Source organism: Streptomyces sp. NBC_01384 (assembly GCF_045040035.1).
GTDB lineage: Bacteria > Actinomycetota > Actinomycetes > Streptomycetales > Streptomycetaceae > Streptomyces.
Map to the genome: position 1 here is coordinate 8,274,945 of NZ_CP109559.1, position 22,203 is coordinate 8,297,147.

Below are 22,203 nucleotides of genomic sequence, written 5' to 3' on the forward strand. Positions count from 1 at the left end.
AGCAGTCAGGATGTATTCAGGGTCCCGCTGGCAGCGTCGGGCCTCATGACTGAGACTTCTGAGACGTCCGGGGCTTATGTTCGCAGCCAGGCGGCCTCCGGCCCCCGCCTGCGCTGGAACAAGGTTCCCGAAGTCACCGCGTACTTCTGGATCATCAAGATTCTGTGCACCACCGTCGGCGAGACCGCGGCGGACTTCCTGAACGAGAACCTGGGCATGGGCCTGACCGGCGTGTCGCTGCTGATGAGCGCGCTGCTGGCCGTCGTCCTCGTCGTCCAGTTCCGCACGAAGGCCTACCGGCCCGGCGTCTACTGGTTCGCCGTGGCCCTGATCAGCGTCGTCGGCACGCTGATCAGCGACAACCTCACCGACAATCTGGGCGTGTCGCTGACGACCTGTACCACCGTGTTCGCCGTCGCCCTCGCCGTCGTCTTCGCCATCTGGTACCGCCGCGAGGGGACGCTGTCCATCCACAGCATCGACACGGTGTCCCGCGAGGTCTACTACTGGCTGGCTGTGCTGTTCACCTTCGCGCTGGGCACCGCGGCCGGTGACCTCGTCGCGGAGAAGATGGCCCTCGGATACTGGGTGTCCGCGGTCCTGTTCGGCCTCGCCATCGCCGCGGTGGCGGTCGCGCACTTCGCGCTCGGCCTGAACGCCGTGCTCAGCTTCTGGATCGCGTACATCCTGACCCGCCCGCTGGGTGCCTCGATGGGCGACTACCTCTCGCAGCCGACCGGCGACGGCGGCCTGGGCTTGGGCACCACGGTCACCAGCGTGCTGTTCCTCGCGGTCATCCTCGCTCTGGTGGTGTACCTGGCGATGACCCGCAAGGACGTCACCGAGTCCGAGCGGCAGCTCAGCCTCCCGTAAGGATGACGTGCTCAACCTGCGGGAAGCGTGATCACGAACGTCGCGCCGGAGGTGTGCCGCCCGTCGTGGTCCACCTCCCCTCCGGCGGAGCGGGCCAGGCGTCGCGCCAGCGGCAGCCCCAGGCCCGCTCCGCCGTGTCCGTCCCCGGGATCGGCGCGCCGCCCCGGGTGGAAGAGCTGCGTCGCGAACGACTCCGGTACGCCGGAACCGTCGTCCCTGACCTCGACGCGTACGCCGCCGGGCTGCGCGCGGGCCAGGATCTCGACCCGGGTGCGCGCGTGCCGCAGCGCGTTGTCGAGCAGAGGGCTGACGATGCGCTCCAGGAGGGCGTCCGGCACCCCGGCCGACAACCGCGCGTCCTGGGCGGTGACGACGACCTCCACGTCCTTCTGCGCGGGGCCGAGACGCTCCACCAGGCGCCGCAGGACGGGCAGGACATCGGCCGTGCCGGGCGCGGTGGCCGCGCCGTCGCGAGCGTCGTCGAGCAGGGTGTCGCAGATCGTGCGCATGGACTGCGCCGCGTCGGCGATGGCCGCGTGCGTGGCCCGGGTGTCGGCGGCGGAGCGGGGGCGGGCCCCCCACCAGTCGAGCTCGGCGATGATCCGGGCGAGCGGGTTGCGCAGCTCGTGCGACAGCTCCCGGGTGAGCTGCTGCTCATGCCGCAGCAGCGCGCGGATGCGGTCGAGGAGAGCGTCCAGCGAACCACCCAGTTGGGCCAGCTCGGTGGGGCGCGCCACGGCGCCGAAGCGCTCCTGGGAGGCTATCGCGCTCCACTGTGTGGCGTGCTGCGTCATCGTGCGCACGGGACGCAGCGCGCGCCCCACCGCCAGCCGCGTCAGCGCGTAGGTACAGGCCAGCATGGCGGCGTCGAGGGCGAGGGACGCGAAGAGCATCGTGTCGGCCGAGCTGCGGTAGGGGGAGAGGTCCAGCGCGGTGACGACGGCGGCGGCGCCCTTGTCGCCGGGCACCGGCCGTGAGCACAGCCGGACCTCGTCGTGACCGTGGGCGGTGACGCAGTGCCGGCCGCCGCGCGCCGCCAGCCGGTCGGCGGCGCGGGTCAGCGGGCTGGTGGCGGTGGCGGACGAGGGCTTTTCGAGCAGCCGGTCGCCCGAGTAGATCCACACGTTCGTGTCGAGGAGCTCCTCTCCGGGGGTCTCCAGGACCTGCACCCGGGAGCCGCTGGTGACGACGGTCGCGGCGACGGCGGCGGCCCGTGTACGCAGCTCGTCGTCCGCCTGGTGCTGGAGGTGACGTCGTACGACCGTGTTGAACGCGACCGTGAGGATCACCATCAGGATCGTCGCCGTGGTGAGCGCGACCAGGGAGAGCCGGCCGCGCAGGGTACGCGGCCACCAGCGGGAGGCGAACGCCCTCATGACGGTGCCTTCATGACGGTGCCTTCATGACAGGCGATGGCCGATGCCACGCGCGGTCGTGATGGTCAGTGTGCTGCCACTGTCCCGGAGCTTGCGGCGCAGCCGGGTCAGGTACTGGTCCAGCGTGTTGTCGCTGACCTGGGCGCCCTCCGGCCACCCGGCCCTGATCAGCTCACGCCTGCGCACGATGTCCCCGGAGCCCGCCATCAGCGCCGCCAGCAGCCGGAACTCCGTCGGGGTGAGGTCGACCCGGGTGCCCTGGACGGTGAGGCTGTGTCCGACCGGGTCCAGGATCAGGTCCCCGGCCGTGCCGGCCGCGGGCGGGCCGCTGCGCTTGAGCGTCGCCCGCAGGCGGGCGGCCAGTTCCGTCAGGTGGAACGGCTTGGGCAGATAGTCGTCGCCGCCGGCCGAGAAGCCCGCCAGCCGGTCCGTGAGGTGGTGATGAGCCGTCAGGAAGATGACGGGCGAGAGAAAACCATTGGCTCTGATCGCCTGGCACACGTCCCGCCCGTCCGCGTCGGGCAGCCCGACGTCCAGCACGGCCGCGTCGACGTCGTCCCCGGCCAGCCGCAGCGCGGTCGCCCCGTCCGGGGCGGCCACGGTGTCGAAGCCCTCGTCGCGCAGCCCGCGCAGCAGGACGTCACGCAGGGCGTGATCGTCCTCGACGACCAGGATGGTGTGCCGCATGGTCCTCCTTCGGCTGCTTTCGTGCGGTCTACGCGGAGACCAGCAGCGGCCGCAGCCGCGAGCCCGTCAGGCGGCCCGCCAGCGGGTCGCAGAACTTGCGCAGGAGCGTCGTCAGCAGCATCGCGATCAGGGTGCCGACCAGGACACCGGCCACCACGTCGTGCGGATAGTGCGCGCCGACCCAGACCCGGGAGACGGCCATCAGGCAGGCGGCGAGCAGGGCGATGGTGCCGAGGCGACGGGAGACGTGGAGCAGGGCCACGGCGGCCGCGGCGGCTATGACCGTGTGATTGCTGGGGAACGACCAGTCGCCGGGCGCCGGACACGCCTCCAGCGTCTTCACGTGCAGGCTCTGACAGGGGCGGTCCTCGCGGACGATCATCTTGAACACGGAGTTCACCCCGTACGCCACGACCACGATCACCGGTACCGCGAGTGCGACCATGGCCGCCTGGGCGCCGATCCGCCGTGCCTGCCACCAGCCCACGACCATGAGGACCGCGAACAGCCCGAGCCCGTACGTCGACCAGGCGGACACCAGGCTGTCCAGCCACGAGGGGGAGTCATGAGCGAGGTCCACCACGTAGGTGTAGGCGGAGCCGTCGATCGACGACCCGTTGAACGCCAGGATCATCCCTCGGCACCCTTCTCTGCGGTCGCGGTCGCTGCCTTGCGAGAGCGGCGGAGCTCCGCGGCCAGCGGGATCAGCGACACCACGACGATCACGGCGATGATCGGGAGCAGGTACCGGTCGACGTTCGGAATCGACGAGCCCAGTGCGTAGCCCGCGAGGGTGAGGCCCAGGCTCCAGACGAGACCGCCGACGGCCTGCCACACGGTGAATGTGCGGGCGGGCACCTGGAGGGCGCCCGCCATCGGGTTCAGTACCGTGCGCACCACGGGGACGAAGCGGGCCAGCACGATCGCCTTCGCGTATCCGTACCGCTCCAACAGCTCCTCGGCGCGCTTGGCGCCGTCATGCAGCCGGGGGGAGCGGCTGCGGGCGAGCAGGGCGCCGCCCGCCTTGCGCCCGATCAGGTAACCGCACTGGGAGCCGGCCAGCGCGCCCACGGCGGCGCAGACCAGGAGCGGCCCCAGGGAGAGCTTCAGACCGCCCTGGCCGGACCCGGTGCACAGCAGGCCCGCCGTGAACAGCAGCGAGTCACCGGGCAGGAAGAAACCGATCAGCAACCCCGTCTCCGCGAACATCACCACGCCGACGCCGAGCACACCGAAGGCGGCGAGCAGGGACTGGGCGCTGAGGACGTTCACCGCGAGATCCGACGCGAGAGAGGTCCCGATATGCGAACCGAGCTGTGATCCGAGCTGTGACGCTGCGAACAAAGGTGCGGCCATCGCCGGGAGCCCTCTCATACTGGACGGGCGGGCGCAGTCGTGACGGCACCCGAGTGACTACAATCCTGTAGACGGTCTATTGAACTGTAGACGATACCGGGGTGAGGATCGTTCCCATGACCAGCGCGAAGGACGAACGCCGACCGGCGGGTGAGCTCGAGGCTTCCGTCATGGCCGCCCTGTGGGCCGCCGACGCACCCCTCACACCCGGGCGGGTGCAGACGGAGCTCGGCTCGGGACTGGCCCGTACGACGGTGACGACGATCCTGTCCCGGCTGCACGAGAAGGGGATCGTCGGCCGGGAGCGCCAGGGCCGCGGCTTCGCGTACTTCCCCGTCCAGGACCCGCACGGTCTCACCGCGCGCCGCATGCACACCGAGCTCGACCGGGACGAGGACCGTGAGACGGCGCTGGCCCGGTTCGTCGCCCAGCTCAGCCCCGACGACGAACGCCTCCTGCGTGACCTGCTGGAATCGGGTGATCAACTAGAGTCGGGTGAGTAATGACCGCGCTGCTGCTCATTCCGCTGTTCGTCCCGCTCCTGATGCCCTTTGCGGTACCGGCGGTGGCCCGTCGCTGTCTCGACCGCCTCGCGCCGGTCGCGGCACTGTGGGCGCTGACCCTCGCGGTCCTCGTGCTGGCGGGCGCCTCCGTCGCCGCGCTCGGTGCGCTGGTCCTCACCGGCCTGCTCAAACTGCCGCTCCTCGCGGGCCTCGATGACCTCGTCCACCCGCTGCGCACCCCGTCCGACCTGGTCATCCTGCCCCTGGCGGCAGCTGCCACCGGCCTGTTGACCGTCGGCGCCGCCACCCTCGTACGTTCGGCCCTGCGGCAGCTGCGCGCCTTCCGCATCGCCCGCACCCAGGCCGACCGCCGCCCCACCGCGGGCGACCTGTGCGTGATCGAATCGCCGCACCCGGACGCGTACGCGCTGCCGGGCCGACCGCACCGCATCGTCGTCACCACCGCGATGCTCCGCAGCCTCGGCCCCGACGAACGCGAGGTGCTCTTCGCCCACGAGCGGGCGCACAACGCGGGCGGCCACCACCGCTTCCTCGTCGCCGCCGAACTCGCGGCGCACTGCCACCCCGGGCTGCGCCCGGTCCGCGAGGCCATCGCGCTCGCCGTCGAACGCGCCGCGGACGAGGCCGCCGCCACGGTCGTGGGGGACCGGCGGCTGACCGCGCGCGCCATCGCCCGCGCCGCTCTCGCCACCACCTCCGCCCGCTCCACCCGCCCCGACTTCGCCCCCGCGGCGACCACCGGCCCCGTACCCCAGCGGGTCGCCGCCCTCCTGGCGACCCCCGGGCACCGCCCCCGCGCGGCCTCCTGGATCGCCTTCCTCCTCGCCGCCTGCGCGACCGTCTCGGCCTCCGCGGCGGCGACCGGCGTCCTCACCTTCCACCACGAGGTGGAGGTCGCCCAGGGCGAGGAGTCCCGCTGACCGTTTCCGGTCAGCGTTCCGCGTCCCCCGGCGCGGGTGGCGGCGCCGCGCCAGGTCGAGCACGGTCTGCCGGGCGCGGGGCGGCGGTGGCACGTGCGGGACCGCGGCCACGGCCCATACGGCGACCAGCGCGCCCAGCGCCGTGAGCACCGCGAACAGCAGCCGCAGCCCGCCCGCCCACACCAGCACACCGCCCAGCAGCGCCGAGGTTCGCCGCGATGCCGTGTGCCCCGAAGGCGGTGGTGAACCCGGCGGCGTACAGCGGCCACATCTGAGGCGCGGGTGCCGTCCGGGACATCGGCGGCTACTCGGCCGCGTCGCTGAGGCCGAGCCGCAGATGCTCCACGTGGTAGACCGCCTGGTCGAGGAGTTCGGCGACATGGTGGTCGTGCAGTGCGTAGACCACCGACCGGCCGCGGCGCTCGCCGACGACCAGTCCCAGGTTGCGCAGCAGCCGCAGCTGGTGCGAGCAGGCGGACTGTTCCATGCCCACCTCGGCGGCCAACTCCGTTGCCGGAAGCGGCCCTTCGCGCAGTCGCGCGAGGATCAGCAGCCGTGAGGGGGTGGACAGGGCCTGGAGCGTGGTGGCCACCTTCGCGACGTTGGCCGCGTCCAGACGTACGCGCGCGGTGGCGTTCTGCGCGGTGGCGTCCTGCGCGGTGGTGACGGCTCCATGACCCATGCGCGTATCTTACTCATCACATATGAAGGCATGAATGAGTCTTCATGTGTTCCTGTAGGGTGCCATGGTGTCCTCCACTCTTGACTCGCCGCCCGCCCTCTCCCTCGACGCACCCGCCCCGACGGCCCTGCGCCGACGCACCCGCGTCCTCGCACTGCCGGAGGCCCGCTGGGCGCTCCTCGCGACCGTCGCCTTCCTGCTCGCGCTGCCCCTGTACTTCGCCGGCGCACCGGGGTGGGCCCAGGGCCCGCTCTACGCGATCGCGTATGTCGCCGGTGGCTGGGAACCGGCGCTGGAGGGGCTGCGGGCGCTGCGCGAGAAGACCCTCGACGTCGACCTGCTGATGATCGTCGCGGCCCTCGGCGCGGCCGCGATCGGACAGGTCCTGGACGGCGCCCTGCTGATCGTCATCTTCGCCACCTCCGGCGCCCTGGAGGCCCTGGCCACCGCCCGCACCGCCGACTCCGTACGCGGTCTGCTCGACCTCGCGCCCGCGACGGCGACGCGGGTGACCGCCGACGGCGGCACCGAGGAGACCGTGCCGACCTCCGATCTCTCCGTCGGAGACATCCTGCTGATCCGTCCGGGGGAGCGGATCGGCGCCGACGGCCTGGTCCTCGAAGGCACCAGTGAGGCCGACCAGGCGACCATCACCGGTGAACCGCTGCCGGTCCTGAAGACCCCGGGCGACGAGGTCTTCGCGGGCACCCTCAACGGCACCGGCGCCCTGCGCGTCCGCGTCGAGCGTGACCCCGCCGACTCGGTGATCGCCCGGATCGTCACCCTCGTCGAGGAGGCCTCGCGCACCAAGGCGCCGACGCAGCTGTTCATCGAGAAGGTCGAGCAGCGGTACGCGGTGGGCGTGGTGGCCGCCACGCTCGCCGTCTTCGCCGTGCCGCTCGCCCTCGGCGCGGACCTCACCGGCGCGCTGCTGCGGGCGATGACCTTCATGATCGTCGCCTCGCCGTGCGCGGTCGTCCTCGCCACCATGCCCCCACTGCTGTCCGCCATCGCCACCGCCGGACGGCACGGTGTCCTGGTCAAGTCGGCACTCGCCATGGAACGCCTCGGCGAGATCGACACGGCCGCCCTCGACAAGACCGGCACGCTGACGGAAGGCGCGCCCGAGGTGACGGCCGTACGTCCGGCGCGGGGAGGGGGCCTGGACGAGAACGGCCTGCTCGCGACGGCGGCCGCCGCCGAGCACCCCAGCGAACACCCGCTCGCCCGGGCGATCGTCGCCGCCGCACGCGCCCGCGACCTGCCCCTCGCCCCCGCCGCCGACTTCACGGCGAAGCCGGGACACGGCGTCACCGCCACGGTCGACGGCCGGGTCGTCACGGTCGGCCGCCCGGACCTGGACGCCGGGACCGACACCTATGCCGACGGTGGCACGGTCGTCCTCGTGGAACGCGACGGCGTCCCCGTCGGTACCCTCGTCCTGACCGACCGGCTGCGCCCGGATGCCGCCGAGACGGTTGCCGCGCTCGCGACGCTGACCGGAACCTCACCCGTCCTCCTCACCGGCGACAACCCGCGCGCCGCCGCCCGGGTGGCCACCGCCACCGGTATCACCGACGTACGCGCGTCCCTGCTGCCCGAGGACAAGGTCGCGGCCGTACGGGATCTCCAACGCGTCGGCCGCAAGGTCCTGTTCGTCGGCGACGGCGTCAACGACGCGCCCGCGCTGGCCGCCGCCCATTCGGGGGTCGCGATGGGCCGGGCGGGCTCCGACCTCGCACTGGAGACGGCGGACGCCGTCGTCGTCCGCGACGAGCTGGCGGCGATCCCCGCGGTCGTACGGCTGTCCCGTGCCGCCCGCCGCCTGGTCATCCAGAATCTCGTCGTGGCGGGTACGTTCATCACGGTCCTCGTCCTGTGGGACCTGCTCGGCCACCTTCCGCTGCCGCTCGGCGTCGCGGGTCACGAGGGCTCGACCGTGCTGGTCGGGCTGAACGGGCTGCGGCTGCTGCGGGAGTCCGCATGGCGTCGGCCGGAAGGAGGCCGACCTCGATCGCTGTGAGGTTGACGTCGGATTCTCGCCAGCCCCGCCCTCGCGCGTGCCCGATCCTTGAGGCATGCGGAATGGGATGCACACCGACACCGAGCGCTGTGTACGCGCCGTCCGGTCCAAGGACGCTCGCTTCGACGGATGGTTCTTCACCGCGGTCCTGACCACCCGGATCTACTGCCGGCACAGCTGTCCCGCGGTGCCGCCGAAGCCCGAGAACATGACGTTCTACCCGAGCGCGGCGGCCTGCCAGCAGGCCGGTTTCCGGGCCTGCAAGCGCTGCCGCCCGGACACCAGCCCCGGCTCGCCCGAATGGAACCAGCGCGCCGACCTGGTCGCCCGCGCGATGCGCCTGATCGGCGACGGAGTCGTGGACCGCGAGGGCGTCCCGGGCCTCGCGGGCCGACTAGGCTACAGCACCCGCCAGGTCGAGCGCCAGCTGCTGGCCGAGCTGGGCGCGGGACCGCTCGCGCTCGCCCGGGCCCAGCGCGCCCAGACCGCGCGGCTGCTCATCGAGACCACCCCGCTGCCGATGGCGGAGATCGCCTTCGCCGCCGGGTTCTCCTCCATCCGCACCTTCAACGACACCGTGCGCGAGGTCTTCGCCCTCGCCCCGAGCGAGCTGCGCGACCGGGTGCCGAAGAAGCGCGCCCCGGCCACCCCGGGCGTCCTGAGCCTCCGGCTCCCCTTCCGCGCCCCGCTCAACCCCGACAACCTCTTCGGCCACCTCGCCGCCACCGCCGTACCCGGTGTCGAGGAGTGGCGCGACGGCGCGTACCGGCGCACCCTGCGCCTGCCCTACGGTCACGGGATCGTCGGGCTGACCCCGCACGTCGACCACATCGCCTGCCGCCTCACCCTCAGCGACCTGCGCGACCTGCCCGTCGCCATCAGCCGCTGCCGCCGCATGCTCGATCTGGACGCCGACCCGGTCGCTGTCGACGACCAGCTGCGTACGGATCCGGTGCTGGCGCCCCTCGTGGAGAAGGCGCCGGGCCGCCGGGTGCCGCGCACGGTCGACGAGGCCGAGTTCGCCGTACGGGCCGTGCTCGGCCAGCAGGTCTCCACGGCCGCCGCCCGCACCCATGCCGCGCGCCTGGTCACGGCACACGGCAACCCGATCGAGGACCCGGAGGGCGGCCTCACCCACCTCTTTCCGTCCCCGGAGTCCCTGGCCGCACTGGACCCGTCGTCGCTCGCGATGCCGAACACCCGCCGCACCACCTTCACCACCCTTGTGCGCCAACTGGCCGACGGCAGCCTCCACTTGGGTGTGGAGAGCGACTGGGCACAGGCTCGCGCCCGGCTTCTCGCCCTTCCCGGCTTCGGCCCCTGGACGGTCGACGTCATCGGCATGCGTGCCCTCGGCGACCCCGACGCCTTCCTCCCCACCGACCTGGGAATCCGCCGAGCGGCCGAGGGGCTGGGCCTGCCGTCGACCCCGGCGGCCCTGACGGCACGCGCGGCGGCGTGGCGCCCGTGGCGGGCGTACGCGGTCCAGTACCTGTGGGCGACGGACAGCCACCCGATCAACTTCCTTCCCGTATAAGCGACTTCGAAGGTGCGAACTGTGAAACAGCACACGGTCATTGACAGCCCGTACGGCCCGCTCACCCTCGTCGCCGACGACGACGTCCTGTGCGGCCTCTACATGGTCGGCCAGCGCCACCGCCCGCCCGAGGAGACCTTCGGCGAACGCGACGACACACCCTTCGGTGAGGTCGCCGACCAGCTGGATGCCTATTTCGAGGGCCAGTTGAAGGAGTTCACACTCGAACTGCGGATGTCCGGGACCCCTTTCCAGCGCAGCGTCTGGGAGCAACTGCGCCTGATCCCCTACGGCGAGACCCGCTCGTACGGCGAACTGGCCGAAGCCCTGGGCAAGAGGGGCGCCTCCCGCGCGGTGGGCCTCGCCAACGGCAAGAACCCCATCGGGATCATCGTCCCCTGCCACCGCGTGGTCGGCGCGAACGGCGGTCTCACCGGATACGGCGGCGGTCTGGACCGCAAGAAGCGCCTGCTGGACTTCGAGAGCGGTTCAGCTCTCTTTTAGCGGCCCAGTCGTCCAGTCGCCCCAGTTGCCTATTCGCTCATTCGCCTATTCGCCTATTCGCCCAGCGTGCGCAGGAGCTTCGGCAGCGCCGTCCCGATCGGCTCCCGTACGACCTCCTCGGCCCGGTCGTCGTACGGCGTCGGCTCGGCGTTGACGATGATCAGCCGTGCCCCGTGGTCGGCGGCGACACCCGCGAGCCCGGCGGCGGGCTGCACCTGCAGACTGCTGCCGACCGCGATGAACACCTGGCAGGCCTTGGTGATGGCGACGGCCTCACCGAGGACGACGGGGTCGAGTCTCTCGCCGAACATCACGGTCGCCGACTTGAGGATCCCACCGCACTCCAGGCACGGCGGGTCATCCTCACCGGCCTCGACCCGCGCGAGCGCGTCCTCCATCGGCGTCCTCGTGTGACACTTGGTGCACACGACGGCACGCGCGGTGCCGTGCAGCTCCACCACCTTCCGGGCCGGCATCCCGGCGAGCTGGTGCAGCCCGTCCACGTTCTGCGTGATCACCCGGACCGGCACCCCGGACCGTTCCAACTCGACCACCGCCCGGTGCGCCGCGTTCGGCTCCGCCCTGAGCGTCCGGTTCTTCCGCCGCATCTGCCACGAGCGCCGCCGGATCTCCGGATCGCCCATGTAGTACTCGTACGTCACCAGCTTCTCGGCCTCCGGATCCCGCCGCCACAGCCCGTTCGGCCCGCGATAGTCGGGGATACCGGAGTCGGTGGAGATACCTGCGCCACTGAGAAGGGCGACGAGTGGCTTGCTCATGGTGTCGAGCGTAGGGCGCGCCCCGGCCGGGGTCGAACGGATATCGGATGCTCCTGGACGGCGGGAGACCTACGCCGAGAGTTTCCAGTACATCTCGTCCGCGGGTTCGGGCACTTGCGCCGTGTCCCAGGTCTGGATCGTCGCCCCGGGGGTGTCGTACGGCCCGCGAACGGTGAGGCAGAGCATTCCCGACCACATGCGACCGTCGTGGAAACTCCATTGCTGGAATGTGTTCTGTTCGCAGGTCTGCACCAGCATGGTCTTGCCGCCGTTGAGACCGGCCGGAGTCATGCAGAGCCCATTGTCGTTGACGATTTCGCCGCCACTGTCGGCTTTCCACAGCTGCGTCTTGTCATCGGCGCAGAATGCCGTGACGACAGTGCCTCCTTGTGCGGCCATGCACAAGCCTTTGTAAAGACCCTTGGTGGCACGGATGTGGGATTCGGCGGTCGTGTTGTTGTCATGCGACTTCCCGCCGCTGTTCGCGGCATCGGTGGTGGAGGGAGGAGGAGAAGAGGACGACGAAGAAGGTGGAGGAGGCGGAGGTGAGGACGAGGACGAGCGCGAAGGCGGAGGTGAGGACGGATCGTCCGCGGAGGGGCTTTCCTTCGGCGTATCGGGACTCCTCGATCCCGTGTCCCCTCGCGTGGTGGAATCCGTGACCGGGGTTCTTTTGCCTTCCGGGAGGTCGGCGGAAAGGTACGTGGCGATGATTCCGAGGATGGCTGCGGTAAAGCCCAGGACGGTGAGAGTTGTCGCCGTATCCGCCCCGTTCGCCAGCAGTATTCCGTAAACGACAGCCAGTATGAGGAGGGATGCCCCAATGAGGATGGCTATCGTTGTGGTCCTGTCCACGCGCACTCCTTGGCTGATAGGCCGAGGCCGAACTGTCCTTCAACACTGTCCTTCGACTACGAGCAGGACTATGCGGCGGCGACGCCGAGTTCCATGGGAATGGTCGTAGTTTCGGCTACGCCGAAGAACAGGCCGATCGGGCCTGACATCCGTATACACGGTGATCTTTCGTAGGCCAGAACTTCGCCGTGAGTGGAGACGTGCGTGGCGGCCCAGCAGAAGGGCGGCGAGGCGGAGGTACGCCTTTTAGGCGTCGGGGGTGAACCAGGAGAGTTCGACGGTGCTGCCCATGGCGAGATGGCCGTCCCGTGGCACCGTGACCATGCCGCGGCAGCGTGAGCGCAGACCTCGGATGCTGCCGGGTTCGAGGACCCAGCCCGCCGTGGGGCGGCTGTGGTTGGGGCGGGCGGTCAGCCCACGCGGTGGCCGTTTTCCAGTTCAGCTGTGCCCGCGCCGTCTGCCAGTACGTCGAGTGCGGTGAGCACGCGGCGGCCGAGCGCGCCCGGCAGGTATTCGGCGAGCTCCTCCCGGGGGACCAGCCGCCACGACAGCAGTTCCTCCTCCTGCAGGCGGATCGCCTTGAGTTCCCGCTCGCCGAGGACCCCGCCGTCGTACAGGTAGGCCACCAGCGGCGGCCGTGCCGTCCCGCGCACCCAGTCGACCGCGAGCAGCCGGCCGAGCTCGATGTCGAGGCCGATCTCCTCGGCGGTCTCGCGGCGGGCGCCCTGGCGCGGGGTCTCGCCGTCGTCCGACTCGACGGTGCCGCCGGGCAGGGCCCAGCCCTCGCGGTAGTTCGGCTCGACGAGCAGGACCCGGCCGTCGCCGTCGCGGAAGAGGGCGGCGGCACCGGCGAGGACACGGGGCAGGCCCGCGATGTACGCGGCGAAGTCTTCAGTGGTCATTCATGAAGGGTAACGAGCGCCTCTGATTGGCTAACGGCCTCACCCGCGATTGAACCGTGGCTGCTGCGCCTTGAGGCCCGAGAGTTAGGGTCGTGGCTGATCATTGTCACTGAGGAGGGGGCTCCGAGGATGAGCGGGATAGTGACGGCAGTCAGTAGCAACGGCGAGTACTCATCCCGGATCCACCGGCTTGATTCCCGGTTGATCGTTTCGGGGTCGCGCAGGCCGTGTCGGGGCTGAGTTGCGGATTCGGGCATGGGGTGGCCGCTGGTCTGCCCAGCTCTTCCACTTTTTCCACAGGTCTCGGGCCCTTTCGGGCGGGTCGGTCAGGGAGTCAGAGGACTGGCGGTGCATGCACCGTGTTGAAGAGCTGGGTGAAGTCCTCGCTCCAGGGCCAGCGTTCGGGCAGGTGCAGGGTGAGGCGGCGGGCGGATCGGGCCAGGCGGGCGGGCACGTTGATCAGGTGGTCACGGATGGTGGCGGTGGTTGCTCTGGCATGGAATGTTCCGGCCAGGGCGCCGGCGGCGCGGGTCAGGTTGTGTGCCAGGGCCGCCAGGGCGAGCCATGCGGCATTGGCCTGGAAATGACCGGACGGTGCGTGGGCGAAGGCGCTGTTCTTGACATCGGCGATCACCTGCTCGACGACAGCGTGCCGGCGGTGATCACGCTCGGCGTCCTTCAAGGCGAGCGGGGAGTCGGTGAACGCGGCGTGGTGGCGCCAGGTGTCGAAGAGGGTGCCCTGCCCGGCGGGGACGGCGTCAGGGTTCAGGCGCTTGACGCGGCGCACGATCAGACGGGCGGTGACCTGCTGCTTCTTCGGCTTGGAAGTGAACGCGGTGTAGGGGACCTCGGCGATCTCGGCGTCGGAGATCCAGCACTGGCCCTCCTCGTCCCAGACAGCCTTGGGGTACTTGATCGGCGTCCAGGCGGTCTCGTCGATGTGGGCGATGGCGGCCTTGACGGAGGCGTTCATCCGCACGGTGACGGAGAAGCGCGCGCCCAGCGCCCGGCAGGTGTTGATGACGTCGGCGCCGTAGAACGCGGAGTCCGCCCGCATCACCAGCAGGCCGCTCGCGCCGCAGGCGCGGGCGGTGCGGATGGTCTCGGCCACGAACGCTGCCGCCCCGCGCGCGGAGTTCGAGGGCCCTTTACGCAGCCTGGTGGCGGCGATCACGGGGGCGGCCAGGGGTGTGGAGACGATGCCGAGCAGTGCGTTCAGGCCCTTGACCTTGCTGTATCCGTAGCCGGCGCCCTGTTTGGCGTAACCGTAGGTGCGTCGGATGGTGTCGTCGATGTCCACGTAGGCCACCTGGTCCGCGCCGGGCAGCAACGGGGTGTGACGGGCCAGTTCGGGCAACAACCGGCGGGCCACGGCATGCAGTTGCTTCACATGCCCGTGGGTGAAGGAGCGCAGGAACGACCCCAGCGTGGACGGGGCCCGCACTCCGGAGAACAGGCGGCCCATCGCGCCGTGCCGCAGCCGGTCCATGTCCTCGATGCTGTCGGCGCCCGCGGCCATACCGCCCACCAGCGACATCAGCTTCGCGGCGGGGAAGGCGCCGGTGCCGTCCTTCGAGACCGGCAGCCTGATGTGCTCCCCGGCCAGCGCGGGCAGACCGCACCGTTCGGCCAGCCGCACCACCGGCTCCAGCCCGCCGTACGCGACCAGGTTCGGATCATCGAACGTGGAAGAGACCGCCGCCGCGGCATGGGAGGATTGCATCTCGGAAGTGCCTTGTCGATCGTGCCTGATGTGGTCCTAGAGAAACCCCATCATCGCAGGTCACAGGGCACTTCTTCGTTTCCGGAAGAACTATCCACAGGCATCAAGCCGGTGGATCCGGGCTCATTCACCAAGCCGAACCGGGACAGCGTCACGCTGCTCGCCGGGCTCGGTGTGGAGGGTGACGTACATGCCGGCGTGACGGTCAAGCACCGCTCACGCGTCGCGCAGGACCCCACCCAGCCGAACCTGCGCCAGGTCCACCTCATCCATGAGAGCTCTTCGCCGAGGTCGGTGCAGAGGGATTCAAGGTGGTGCCCGGTGACCTCGGCGAGAACATCACCACCCGTGGCATCGATCTGCTCGGCCTGCCGGTCGGCACGCTGCTGCGCATCGGCGACGATGCAGTGCTGGAGGTGACCGGCCTGCGCAATCCCTGCCTGCAGATCGACAACTTCCGGGACGGGCTGCTGAAGCAGGTTGTTGGCCGCGATGAGGCCGGGAACATCGTAGGCAAGGCCGGAATCATGAGCATCGTGAAGAAGGGCGGCGCGGTGCGCCCGGGCGACACGATCAAAGCGGAGCTTCCCAGCGGGCCGCACCGGCCCCTGGAGCGGGTCTGACGTCTCTCCATTGGGCGGGCTGTGACACTGCATCGGCCGCGCGGGTTCTTGTGCTGTGAACATCAAGCAGGCCCGCGCGGCCATGTCGCATCCTGCCTTCTGCGGCCTCTCGCGTCAGCATCTCGGCGAGTTGATCGAAGAACTCGCGCCACGCTGGGAGGCGCGTTGTGAGTCCGTTCGGCGCGAACGGCGCCGGAGCGCTCGCCGACGGCAGGCCGGGGCCGGGCCGAAGTACGAACTGGTCTTCACCGACCGTGTCTTTGCGACCTCTGTCCACCCGCGAACCGGCCTGTCTCACGAGGCACTGGCTGTGATCTACGAGGTGGACTCCTCCACCATCGGCCGCGCGATCAGCGAGATCCGCCCGCTGCTGGCCGAGCGCGGCTTCGCGGTGCCTGACCGGCCTGGTATTCGGCTGCGGACCCTGGCGGACGTGTTCGCCTATGCAGCGGCTGAGAACATCACATTGCGGATTGACGGCACCGAGACCCAGGTCCGCCGCCCGAAGGCGCACTGTCCCGGGCGCCGGGCCTTCGTCTCCGGCAAGCGCAGGCAGAACACGCCAACGCGGAGCACCGGCAGTGGCGCCCACTCCAGCGGTACACCAGGCGCAGGGAAGAGTACGGCGAGACCCACCGGGCCATCGCCGGACTGGTCTCTGACCGCGCGGCCAAGCGGGCCACCTTGCACAAGCCGAGCACCGAACTCGTCCTCTTCCGCACCATGGCCTGCTGAAATACCCACCAGCCGAAACGCCAAGCCAACACGGCCCAACCTCAATCGCGGGTCGGCCCGTAAGCGCGAACCAGGCGGCTTCTTCTGTGTCGAACAGCGTTCACAGCAGGAAGCGGCAGAGCGCGAATACCGGCGCTGGGCTGATGACGTTCCGCCGTTCTGATCCCTACCCCCTGGGGCAATGGCCATGAGTTAGAGCGACACTGATGCTCAACGGAGCGCCGTTCATGCAGTTCAGGCACCCTTCGGGGGTGCTAACTCATGGCCATTGCTCCCTGTCCTACATCAACCACAGCGAACTTCCGGTAGCTTCGGCAAGTTCGCGGCGGGCACGGTCACCGGGGTTCGCGGCGACGAGGCGGCGCATCGCGGTGGCGGCCGCCGGCTCGTCGAAGCGGCGCATGGCGACAGTGAGCAAGGCGAGCTGGAGGCCGAGGTCGAAGGGGATGCGATCATCGGCTGCAAGGCGCTGGATGCCGCGGTCAACGGTGGCGCGGATCTCGTCCTGGCACGCGTCGATGACATTGGACTCCAACAGAGGCCCGAGATGCCGGTCGAACTGCACCAGGTCAGCGATGGCGATGAGGGCGCGGGCGGCTTCGATGCGCTGCTGGGCGGTACCCCGCTCATCGACCATGTCCCGGCTGGCGCCGACCGCGTCCGCCAACTGCCCAAAAGTGTCGTCTTGGCTGAAGAAGCGGTCGTACGACTGCCCCCGCCACACCACGTCGTCCGGCGCGGCGGCGGCCGCGATGACAGCCTCGTAGCCGGCCGAGTCGGCCCAGCTCGTCAGCGCGGCACAGGCCAGGAGACGCTCAGCCGGGTCGGCGCTGCCGTCCTGGAGAACTGCGATCAGCGCGGGGGTGCGTTCGGCATATCCGCCGTCTAGCGCGTCGGCGATCACGTCGTCCGGGTCGGCGGGTTCGCCGTCGAAGTCGGTGAACAGCAGCGCGCGCATCTCAGGGCTCGGCAGCCAGCGCTCCGGGGACTCTGCCATGTTCGTGTTCTTCTTCCTACGATCCCGACGTGGGGAACGGGCCCGTGACGTACTCCTTGGGAACGACCCCGTTGATCAGCCACTCGCCGTCCCGGCGGGTGTTGAGCAGGGCCATGAACCGGTCCATGACCTTACGGGACTTTCCCTTGCTCAGGCCGAGGCTGTCGACGTATTCCTGGACCTTGTCCGGCTGGTCGGAACGGAGGGTGGTGGGTACGTCGACGTCACGCCCAGCGACCTTGTTGATCTCGTCGCCGATTGAGCCCTGGATTTGTTCCGGGGAAAGGATCTCGACGCCGTGCACCTTGCCCGCGTCGATGTCCTTTTGAAGGCGCTGGTAGTCGACACGTATCTCTTCCTTGCCGTAGACCTTCCCGGTTCCGTCCTCGGGGGCGAAGGAGGTGTACTGGCTCGACTCCTTGGCGGCTTTGTTCTTGCCGCCGAGCACGTGCTGGAGCGGGGTGATCTCACCATCCGGGTCGGCGGGGACGATCCCGAGATCCGGGTCGAAGCGCGACTTCTTCAGGCCGAAGGGATTGTGCGTTGCGGTGAAATCGTCATCCTGGCGGATCAGCTTCGGCGTCTCCGTGACGACGTCACCGAGTTCGCTGGGTACGGCCGTCCGGGCACTGGCCAGGGTCAGGCCGTCGAAGAGGCTGCTGAGACCCCCGGCCTCCGTCGCCGCCCTGACGGTGCCGGCCCCGGCGCCGAACATTCCGCCGAACGCCATGCCGTAGAGCGCGGCGTCGCTGGCCTCGTCCAGGCTCAAGCCCTTGCTCTCGCCGAGGGTGATGGCGACGGGCTGGGTGACGGCGAGGTCGACGGTGACGGACTCGATGCCGGCGAAGGCGGCGATGCCAAGGGTGGTGCCCGCGATCGTGGCGACCTCAGTGGTCACCGCGACGCCCAGGGTGCTGGCGAATTCGGTCACGGCCGCCACGCCCGCCGCAGCGGCGCCCTCGGACAGGCCCACGGTGACGAAGGCCAGCGCCGTGCCCGCGACGATCGTGGCGCCGACGATCTCCAGTTCGTGTTCGAGCTTCTTCTTCGCGCCGTGCACGGCATCGGCGTAGGCGTCCAGCGCCTTGCCATAGCCCGGGCGCCGTCGGCCAGGTCCTTCAGCCAGCCGTGGCCCTGGTAGTAGTAACGCCGCCAGAACGGGTCGTCGAAGGCGGAGATGGCCTCGCCCTTGTTGTGCTCGATCAGGGTGCCGGCGGCCTTGTTGGCGGCGACGGTGACATTGTCGACGTCATCGGCGAAGTCCCGCCACGCCTTCGCGGCGTCCCGCAGCCCGCCCACGTCCGCGGCGGGCCACCACATGCCCGTGACGTCCTGGACTATCTTTCGGGCCTTGTCCGCAACGCTCACTTGCCGTCGCCCTTGGTGTCGTGCGCGACGTGGATCCGGCTGAACATCGCACGGACCAGCTCTTCGTTGTCGATGTGCCCGTCGGCCATGTCCGTCATGGCCTCGTGGATGCTGGCCAGGCCGTCGGCGAGGATCTGGGTCGAGTGCTCGATCCGCTTGACGAGAGGGCCGTACGCCTTGTGAAAGGCTTCGCCCTGGTTGTCGTCTCCCCAGGGGGCGCCGACCGCGGAAAGACCGTGCTTCAACTTGGTGAGTGCGTGTGCGAGGGCAATGCTCTGATCGCTGAAGTGGGGCGCGGTCCTCTTGATGTCGGCGATCTTGATGTCGAGTATCTCGCCGTTGTCACCCATGACTTCGTGTCAGCCCCCTCCGTCGGCCGCCTGGCCGTACGACCCTAGTCGAGCCGTGTCATTCGCTACTGTGAGCAAAGCAAAAGCAAAGCAAAAGATCTTTTCGGGGCATTGAGCTCTCTCACGGGCCATGGTCCAATGGCCATGAGTTAGGTCGGGTCGGGTGTCAGCTGGCGGAGCACGATGGTGCGGGTGACTCGGCGGGTGCCGGGGTCGGTTGAGCTGCGGGATCGGTAACTCAGGTGAGGGCGCTTCGTGGTGCGGGGTGCGGTGCGTGTGGGGCGGTCGCGGATCAGCATGTCGGGGAGGTCGGCTATGAGGAAGCGCAGGGCCTTCGCGAGGAGCTCAGGGGAAAAAAGCCGTCCGGACGGAGCTTTTGACGGCGTCCAGGACGGGTGGGAAGCTGATGCGGGCCGGTTCGACGCCCGCGATTACGGCCGTCTTCGTGATCAGCGTGCGCAGGGCCTGGTAGGCGCAGAGCAGGGCCCGCAACTCCTGGCGTACGCCTTCGGGTTTGCCCGAGCGCCGGGCACCCGGTAGCCGTCCCAGCCACCCCGCGACCACCGCAGACCATCCAACAAGCCCCGCAGCGTGCGCACATACCCCTTGCCTGGCTCCAGCCGCAACGCCATCGCGAGGTACATCATCAGCTTCGACGGCAGCGAGCGCGTCCGCTCCTCCCGCGCCCCGGCCTCATCCACCGCGGCCTGCACTGCTTCCTCCTGTGCCATCTGAGGGTGCGTCAGTTCCTTATGTTGCCTGGTGCTCAGTAAGGAGTGCTGCGACTTCTGGCACGTCCGCGTATTCCTGCAAGCGGCTCAGGATGACCCGTACCCGTTCCACTGTCCGTTCTGACGCCACGTCAGCGGAAATGTTGATGACCCGTTCGGCGGCTGCTGCCGCCTCTTCTGGTTCGTTGGCATCTGCCAGCGCCACGGCCAGCCAAGACATGTACAGAGCCATTTCCCGGGTGTGTGTGGCGTCATAGCCGCTGAGGACTTCCCGGAGCAAGGGCACAGCCCGCAAGGGCCGGTGAAGCTCTGTGTAGACCCGGGATTCCATGACCCGGAGTTCCCCGGCATCCACCCAATAGAGGTAGGCGGGTGATTCCGTCCCGGGGGTGTCTTCGCCGAGCGCCTGCCCGGCTTCCCCCAGTGCGTGCATTGCCTGTTGCCCGTGCTCGATACCCCCGGCTTTCGTGTGGGCCCATGCCACCCGGTCCAGATACAGCGCACGAGCTTTCGGGGGTGCGTCGCTGCCAGCGTCATTCAGGGCGGCTTGCGCCAGCGTCAGCCCTTCGACTTCCCGCCCTGTGTTGCTGAGTTGGTAGCCAAGTGACCCGGCAATGTTCCCGGCAAGGGTGTGGTCCTCAGCCTGCCTCGCTGCACTGATCCCTAGCCGGTAGATACGCTCTGCCTCTTCGTGCTGCCCGGCATCGCTGGCAATCCATCCGGCGATTTGGGCCAACTCGCCAATCTGCCTGAGAAGTTGCCGCCCTACTTCGCTGGCGTGCGTACTCTCCCGGTAGAGCTTCACAGCACGTCTTAAGTCCCTGAGCGCGGGGCGGATTAGGTCTCCCCCTGCAAGCACGTCATCAGCAAGCCTGAGCCCATGTACCCGCTGTTGTAAATCGTCCACGGTGCCCATTCCGACGCGTCGCCCTGTACGGGATTCCAGCGGGCTTAGCGGGTCCCCTTCGGGCAGGAAGTCGGCAAGGGTCGGCAAAGGGGGTTCAGCGGGCTTCTGGGCGGCTTTGAGGGCGTCCACGGTCACGCCTAGGGCGGCAGCGAGAAACGGCAGCCATTCACGGGGCGTGCGTTTACCTGTCTCCCAGCGGCTGACCTCTTGCCGCCCGACTGGTTCGCCGATCACGTCCGCTGTCCGGCAGACCTCACGCGCTAGCCGTGCCTGACTCCATCCCCGCTCTTCGCGGAAACGCTTGATGTTGGCCCCGACAGCGCTGGTCATGTCTCCATTCTGGCCGACAGTAGGCCGCTATGCCCTTGCTCGCTGAAGCGGAAGGGTCAAGAGACCAGCAAGGACCCCCGCAACCGTGCTACCGGCCCGGGGGCATGGACCACTCGAACGGAGCGAGCAGTCATGGCAGAGAGTACGCCGCAGAGGATCAGCGAACAGCCCCGTGTCGGCAGACTTGACGGGCCTGCCAGCAAGCAGGGGCAAGCGGCAGACGAGATTACGGTCGTTACGGCCCTGCCGAAGGGGTGGGCTTCCTTCTGCTCAACGCCGGACAGCAAGAACAACTCACATTGGTACGCCACGGCCCCGTGGGACACTCACGCGCTGCACCAGGCGCACGGCGAAGCGGCACGCGAAGTGTTGCAGACGGTTGACGCTGAGACGTGGGTTCAGCTTCACGAAGCCGTACGGGAACAGGCGGAGTTGTACGCCACGCTTCGCGGGATTGAGGCGGCAGCGTGACGCGCGCTGTCCTTCGGTACGTGGACCACACCATTCGGCACGTGGAAGAGGGCGGGCGGGCGTTCGAAGCCTTCTGCGTGACACCGGACTGTGGTGAGGACTCCGGCCCTCATGCCGTACAGGGTGACGCTCAGGACTGGTGCCTTCGCCACACTGGCCGGAACCCCGAACATGACCTGTTCCGCCGTGTAGCCACCGACCACGCGCGCGTGACCCGCAACGAATAGAGACTCCCGCCCCGGTGGATGAGTCCGCTACGAACCCTTGGACAGGTCGAGCGCCTACCGGGGCGGGTCGCAAGGCGGCACGGGGACCGATTCCCCGCAGCAGCACGGCGAAGGGATAGGCACATGAAGGCACTCCCCGAGTTCGAGTTCCGCACCTCCGACGCGTGCACGTACAACAACAACGACCCGCGCTGTGTCGAGGTGGCAACGAACGTCCCCGGCAAGGTGGCAGTCCGCAACTCCATGACCGGTCAGACGGTCGAGTTCACAACCGTTGAGTGGACCGACTTCCTGACCGGTGCCAAGCTGGGCGAATTCGACGTCACGGCGTAGGGAGTCCTCATGGGGCAGTGCCCGCAGTGCGGCAGCAGCGCAGAGCCCGACCCGGAACACTCCGGGGTGCTGTGGTGCCTGTCGTGCTGGCATGTCTGGACGCTGCCCCGTGAACGGACGTGCTCCGGCCACCGGCCCCCGTTGATCTCGGCACTCCGCAAGCTGGACGAGTACAGGGACCTACGCCGCTGAGCCCCAAGAATCTGCCCCGGTCGGCACGTTCCCCCGTGTGCTGGCCGGGGCTTCTCGCTGCTCAGGCGGACTCCAACCCCCGTGTATCCCAAGGGGTGTACCGTTCGGGCCAGGTGTGCCAGGTCAGACTCACACCGGAGAGCAGGGAGACCTCCTCGCGGCGCAGCCCGGGGGTACGGTGGCCCGCCAGCCGCTCGG

23 protein-coding genes and 3 pseudogenes are annotated in these 22,203 nt (G+C 69.4%); 9 read left to right on the forward strand and 17 right to left on the reverse strand.

Annotated features, from left to right (window positions below):
* Positions 1 to 45: 45 nt before the first annotated feature.
* Positions 46 to 873: a hypothetical protein gene (locus tag OG747_RS38065; RefSeq protein ID WP_405883897.1), complete on the forward strand. Its 828-nt coding sequence runs from the start codon at positions 46 to 48 to the stop codon at positions 871 to 873.
* 11 nt (positions 874 to 884) lie between these two features.
* On the opposite strand, the gene OG747_RS38070 is transcribed toward OG747_RS38065, so the two are convergent.
* From OG747_RS38070 to OG747_RS38085, 4 genes are read right to left on the reverse strand one after another with little or no spacing between them, the layout of a single operon-like run.
* On the reverse strand, positions 885 to 2,249 hold the full coding sequence (locus tag OG747_RS38070; RefSeq protein WP_405883898.1) for a sensor histidine kinase: 1,365 nt from the start codon (positions 2,247 to 2,249) through the stop codon (positions 885 to 887).
* A gap of 24 nt (positions 2,250 to 2,273) precedes the next feature.
* Complete coding sequence (locus tag OG747_RS38075) at positions 2,274 to 2,936, reverse strand: response regulator transcription factor (RefSeq protein WP_405883899.1); 663 nt, start codon at positions 2,934 to 2,936, stop codon at positions 2,274 to 2,276.
* A gap of 28 nt (positions 2,937 to 2,964) precedes the next feature.
* Positions 2,965 to 3,570 carry a phosphatase PAP2 family protein gene (locus tag OG747_RS38080; RefSeq protein WP_405883900.1) on the reverse strand — a complete coding sequence of 202 codons (606 nt, stop codon included), beginning with the start codon at positions 3,568 to 3,570 and terminating at the stop codon, positions 2,965 to 2,967.
* On the reverse strand, positions 3,567 to 4,292 hold the full coding sequence (locus OG747_RS38085; protein WP_405883901.1) for a DedA family protein: 726 nt from the start codon (positions 4,290 to 4,292) through the stop codon (positions 3,567 to 3,569). Before OG747_RS38085 ends, OG747_RS38080 begins: the two co-directional genes overlap by 4 nt.
* A gap of 116 nt (positions 4,293 to 4,408) precedes the next feature.
* Between OG747_RS38085 and OG747_RS38090 the strand changes: the two genes are divergently transcribed.
* Together OG747_RS38090 and OG747_RS38095 are read left to right on the forward strand one after the other, a co-directional pair.
* A complete protein-coding gene (locus OG747_RS38090; protein WP_405883902.1) occupies positions 4,409 to 4,795 on the forward strand; it encodes a BlaI/MecI/CopY family transcriptional regulator in 387 nt (128 codons plus the stop codon).
* On the forward strand, positions 4,795 to 5,736 hold the full coding sequence (locus OG747_RS38095; RefSeq protein ID WP_405883903.1) for a M56 family metallopeptidase: 942 nt from the start codon (positions 4,795 to 4,797) through the stop codon (positions 5,734 to 5,736). Before OG747_RS38090 ends, OG747_RS38095 begins: the two co-directional genes overlap by 1 nt.
* A 304-nt stretch (positions 5,737 to 6,040) precedes the next feature.
* Here OG747_RS38095 and OG747_RS38100 read toward each other — a convergent pair whose 3' ends face one another.
* Complete coding sequence (locus tag OG747_RS38100) at positions 6,041 to 6,418, reverse strand: ArsR/SmtB family transcription factor (protein WP_405883904.1); 378 nt, start codon at positions 6,416 to 6,418, stop codon at positions 6,041 to 6,043.
* A 64-nt stretch (positions 6,419 to 6,482) separates the two neighbouring features.
* On the opposite strand from OG747_RS38100, the gene OG747_RS38105 reads away from it, so the two are divergent.
* From OG747_RS38105 to OG747_RS38115, 3 genes are read left to right on the forward strand one after another with little or no spacing between them, the layout of a single operon-like run.
* A complete protein-coding gene (locus OG747_RS38105) occupies positions 6,483 to 8,441 on the forward strand; it encodes a heavy metal translocating P-type ATPase (RefSeq protein WP_405883905.1) in 1,959 nt (652 codons plus the stop codon).
* 55 nt (positions 8,442 to 8,496) lie between these two features.
* Complete coding sequence (locus OG747_RS38110) at positions 8,497 to 9,978, forward strand: DNA-3-methyladenine glycosylase 2 family protein (protein ID WP_405883906.1); 1,482 nt, start codon at positions 8,497 to 8,499, stop codon at positions 9,976 to 9,978.
* Positions 9,979 to 9,999: 21 nt separating this feature from the next.
* Positions 10,000 to 10,482 (forward strand): methylated-DNA--[protein]-cysteine S-methyltransferase, encoded by a 483-nt coding sequence (locus tag OG747_RS38115; protein WP_405883907.1) that lies wholly within the window; start codon positions 10,000 to 10,002, stop codon positions 10,480 to 10,482.
* 53 nt (positions 10,483 to 10,535) lie between these two features.
* Here the strand turns inward: OG747_RS38115 and OG747_RS38120 are convergent, their stop codons facing one another.
* From OG747_RS38120 to OG747_RS38135, 4 genes are all read right to left on the reverse strand, one after another.
* Positions 10,536 to 11,261, reverse strand: coding sequence for an SIR2 family NAD-dependent protein deacylase (locus tag OG747_RS38120; RefSeq protein ID WP_405883908.1), 726 nt, complete (start codon positions 11,259 to 11,261; stop codon positions 10,536 to 10,538).
* A 69-nt stretch (positions 11,262 to 11,330) separates the two neighbouring features.
* Positions 11,331 to 12,116, reverse strand: a complete 786-nt coding sequence (locus OG747_RS38125; protein ID WP_405883909.1) for an RICIN domain-containing protein — start codon at positions 12,114 to 12,116, stop codon at positions 11,331 to 11,333.
* 410 nt (positions 12,117 to 12,526) lie between these two features.
* Complete coding sequence (locus OG747_RS38130; RefSeq protein WP_405883910.1) at positions 12,527 to 13,018, reverse strand: NUDIX domain-containing protein; 492 nt, start codon at positions 13,016 to 13,018, stop codon at positions 12,527 to 12,529.
* A 334-nt stretch (positions 13,019 to 13,352) separates the two neighbouring features.
* Positions 13,353 to 14,741: an IS1380 family transposase gene (locus OG747_RS38135; protein WP_331743605.1), complete on the reverse strand. Its 1,389-nt coding sequence runs from the start codon at positions 14,739 to 14,741 to the stop codon at positions 13,353 to 13,355.
* Between the two features lie 102 nt (positions 14,742 to 14,843).
* Here OG747_RS38135 and OG747_RS38140 point away from each other — a divergent pair.
* A pseudogene (locus OG747_RS38140) lies at positions 14,844 to 15,364 on the forward strand (MOSC domain-containing protein).
* A 55-nt stretch (positions 15,365 to 15,419) separates the two neighbouring features.
* Positions 15,420 to 16,262, forward strand: coding sequence for a transposase family protein (locus tag OG747_RS38145; protein WP_405883911.1), 843 nt, complete (start codon positions 15,420 to 15,422; stop codon positions 16,260 to 16,262).
* 117 nt (positions 16,263 to 16,379) lie between these two features.
* Here the strand turns inward: OG747_RS38145 and OG747_RS38150 are convergent, their stop codons facing one another.
* The 7 genes and pseudogenes from OG747_RS38150 to OG747_RS38180 form a co-directional block, all read right to left on the reverse strand.
* Positions 16,380 to 17,096, reverse strand: coding sequence for a hypothetical protein (locus OG747_RS38150; protein ID WP_405883912.1), 717 nt, complete (start codon positions 17,094 to 17,096; stop codon positions 16,380 to 16,382).
* Between the two features lie 16 nt (positions 17,097 to 17,112).
* Complete coding sequence (locus tag OG747_RS38155; RefSeq protein WP_405885911.1) at positions 17,113 to 18,069, reverse strand: hypothetical protein; 957 nt, start codon at positions 18,067 to 18,069, stop codon at positions 17,113 to 17,115.
* The gene (locus tag OG747_RS38160; RefSeq protein ID WP_405883913.1) at positions 18,024 to 18,464 is read right to left on the reverse strand and encodes a hypothetical protein; all 441 of its coding nucleotides are present in this window, start codon (positions 18,462 to 18,464) and stop codon (positions 18,024 to 18,026) included. Before OG747_RS38160 ends, OG747_RS38155 begins: the two co-directional genes overlap by 46 nt.
* The gene (locus tag OG747_RS38165) at positions 18,461 to 18,814 is read right to left on the reverse strand and encodes a hypothetical protein (RefSeq protein ID WP_405883914.1); all 354 of its coding nucleotides are present in this window, start codon (positions 18,812 to 18,814) and stop codon (positions 18,461 to 18,463) included. Before OG747_RS38165 ends, OG747_RS38160 begins: the two co-directional genes overlap by 4 nt.
* Before the next feature lie 345 nt (positions 18,815 to 19,159).
* The gene (locus OG747_RS38170) at positions 19,160 to 19,378 is read right to left on the reverse strand and encodes a hypothetical protein (protein ID WP_405886116.1); all 219 of its coding nucleotides are present in this window, start codon (positions 19,376 to 19,378) and stop codon (positions 19,160 to 19,162) included.
* A 38-nt stretch (positions 19,379 to 19,416) separates the two neighbouring features.
* Positions 19,417 to 19,545: pseudogene (locus OG747_RS38175) on the reverse strand (transposase domain-containing protein); the annotation flags it as partial.
* Positions 19,546 to 19,564: 19 nt separating this feature from the next.
* Positions 19,565 to 20,782: a helix-turn-helix transcriptional regulator gene (locus tag OG747_RS38180; RefSeq protein ID WP_405883915.1), complete on the reverse strand. Its 1,218-nt coding sequence runs from the start codon at positions 20,780 to 20,782 to the stop codon at positions 19,565 to 19,567.
* Positions 20,783 to 21,603: 821 nt separating this feature from the next.
* On the opposite strand from OG747_RS38180, the gene OG747_RS38185 reads away from it, so the two are divergent.
* Positions 21,604 to 21,813: a DUF397 domain-containing protein gene (locus OG747_RS38185; protein WP_405883916.1), complete on the forward strand. Its 210-nt coding sequence runs from the start codon at positions 21,604 to 21,606 to the stop codon at positions 21,811 to 21,813.
* 283 nt (positions 21,814 to 22,096) lie between these two features.
* Here the strand turns inward: OG747_RS38185 and OG747_RS38190 are convergent.
* Positions 22,097 to 22,195, reverse strand: a pseudogene (locus OG747_RS38190) (transcriptional regulator); the annotation flags it as partial.
* Between the last annotated feature and the right edge of the window lie 8 nt (positions 22,196 to 22,203).

Excerpts from the sequence above, each read along its gene's own strand:
- OG747_RS38100 (WP_405883904.1), bottom strand. The coding sequence starts at position 6,418 with ATGGGTCATGGAGCCGTCACCACCGCGCAGGACGCCACCGCGCAGAAC.
- OG747_RS38130 (WP_405883910.1), bottom strand. The coding sequence starts at position 13,018 with ATGACCACTGAAGACTTCGCCGCGTACATCGCGGGCCTGCCCCGTGTC.
- OG747_RS38165 (WP_405883914.1), bottom strand. The coding sequence starts at position 18,814 with ATGGGTGACAACGGCGAGATACTCGACATCAAGATCGCCGACATCAAG.
- OG747_RS38085 (WP_405883901.1), bottom strand. The coding sequence starts at position 4,292 with ATGGCCGCACCTTTGTTCGCAGCGTCACAGCTCGGATCACAGCTCGGT.
- OG747_RS38185 (WP_405883916.1), top strand. The coding sequence starts at position 21,604 with ATGAAGGCACTCCCCGAGTTCGAGTTCCGCACCTCCGACGCGTGCACG.
- OG747_RS38065 (WP_405883897.1), top strand. The coding sequence starts at position 46 with ATGACTGAGACTTCTGAGACGTCCGGGGCTTATGTTCGCAGCCAGGCG.
- OG747_RS38180 (WP_405883915.1), bottom strand. The coding sequence starts at position 20,782 with ATGACCAGCGCTGTCGGGGCCAACATCAAGCGTTTCCGCGAAGAGCGG.
- OG747_RS38105 (WP_405883905.1), top strand. The coding sequence starts at position 6,483 with ATGGTGTCCTCCACTCTTGACTCGCCGCCCGCCCTCTCCCTCGACGCA.
- OG747_RS38090 (WP_405883902.1), top strand. The coding sequence starts at position 4,409 with ATGACCAGCGCGAAGGACGAACGCCGACCGGCGGGTGAGCTCGAGGCT.
- OG747_RS38075 (WP_405883899.1), bottom strand. The coding sequence starts at position 2,936 with ATGCGGCACACCATCCTGGTCGTCGAGGACGATCACGCCCTGCGTGAC.
- OG747_RS38110 (WP_405883906.1), top strand. The coding sequence starts at position 8,497 with ATGCGGAATGGGATGCACACCGACACCGAGCGCTGTGTACGCGCCGTC.
- OG747_RS38135 (WP_331743605.1), bottom strand. The coding sequence starts at position 14,741 with ATGCAATCCTCCCATGCCGCGGCGGCGGTCTCTTCCACGTTCGATGAT.
- OG747_RS38150 (WP_405883912.1), bottom strand. The coding sequence starts at position 17,096 with ATGGCAGAGTCCCCGGAGCGCTGGCTGCCGAGCCCTGAGATGCGCGCG.
- OG747_RS38070 (WP_405883898.1), bottom strand. The coding sequence starts at position 2,249 with ATGAGGGCGTTCGCCTCCCGCTGGTGGCCGCGTACCCTGCGCGGCCGG.
- OG747_RS38095 (WP_405883903.1), top strand. The coding sequence starts at position 4,795 with ATGACCGCGCTGCTGCTCATTCCGCTGTTCGTCCCGCTCCTGATGCCC.
- OG747_RS38120 (WP_405883908.1), bottom strand. The coding sequence starts at position 11,261 with ATGAGCAAGCCACTCGTCGCCCTTCTCAGTGGCGCAGGTATCTCCACC.
- OG747_RS38080 (WP_405883900.1), bottom strand. The coding sequence starts at position 3,570 with ATGATCCTGGCGTTCAACGGGTCGTCGATCGACGGCTCCGCCTACACC.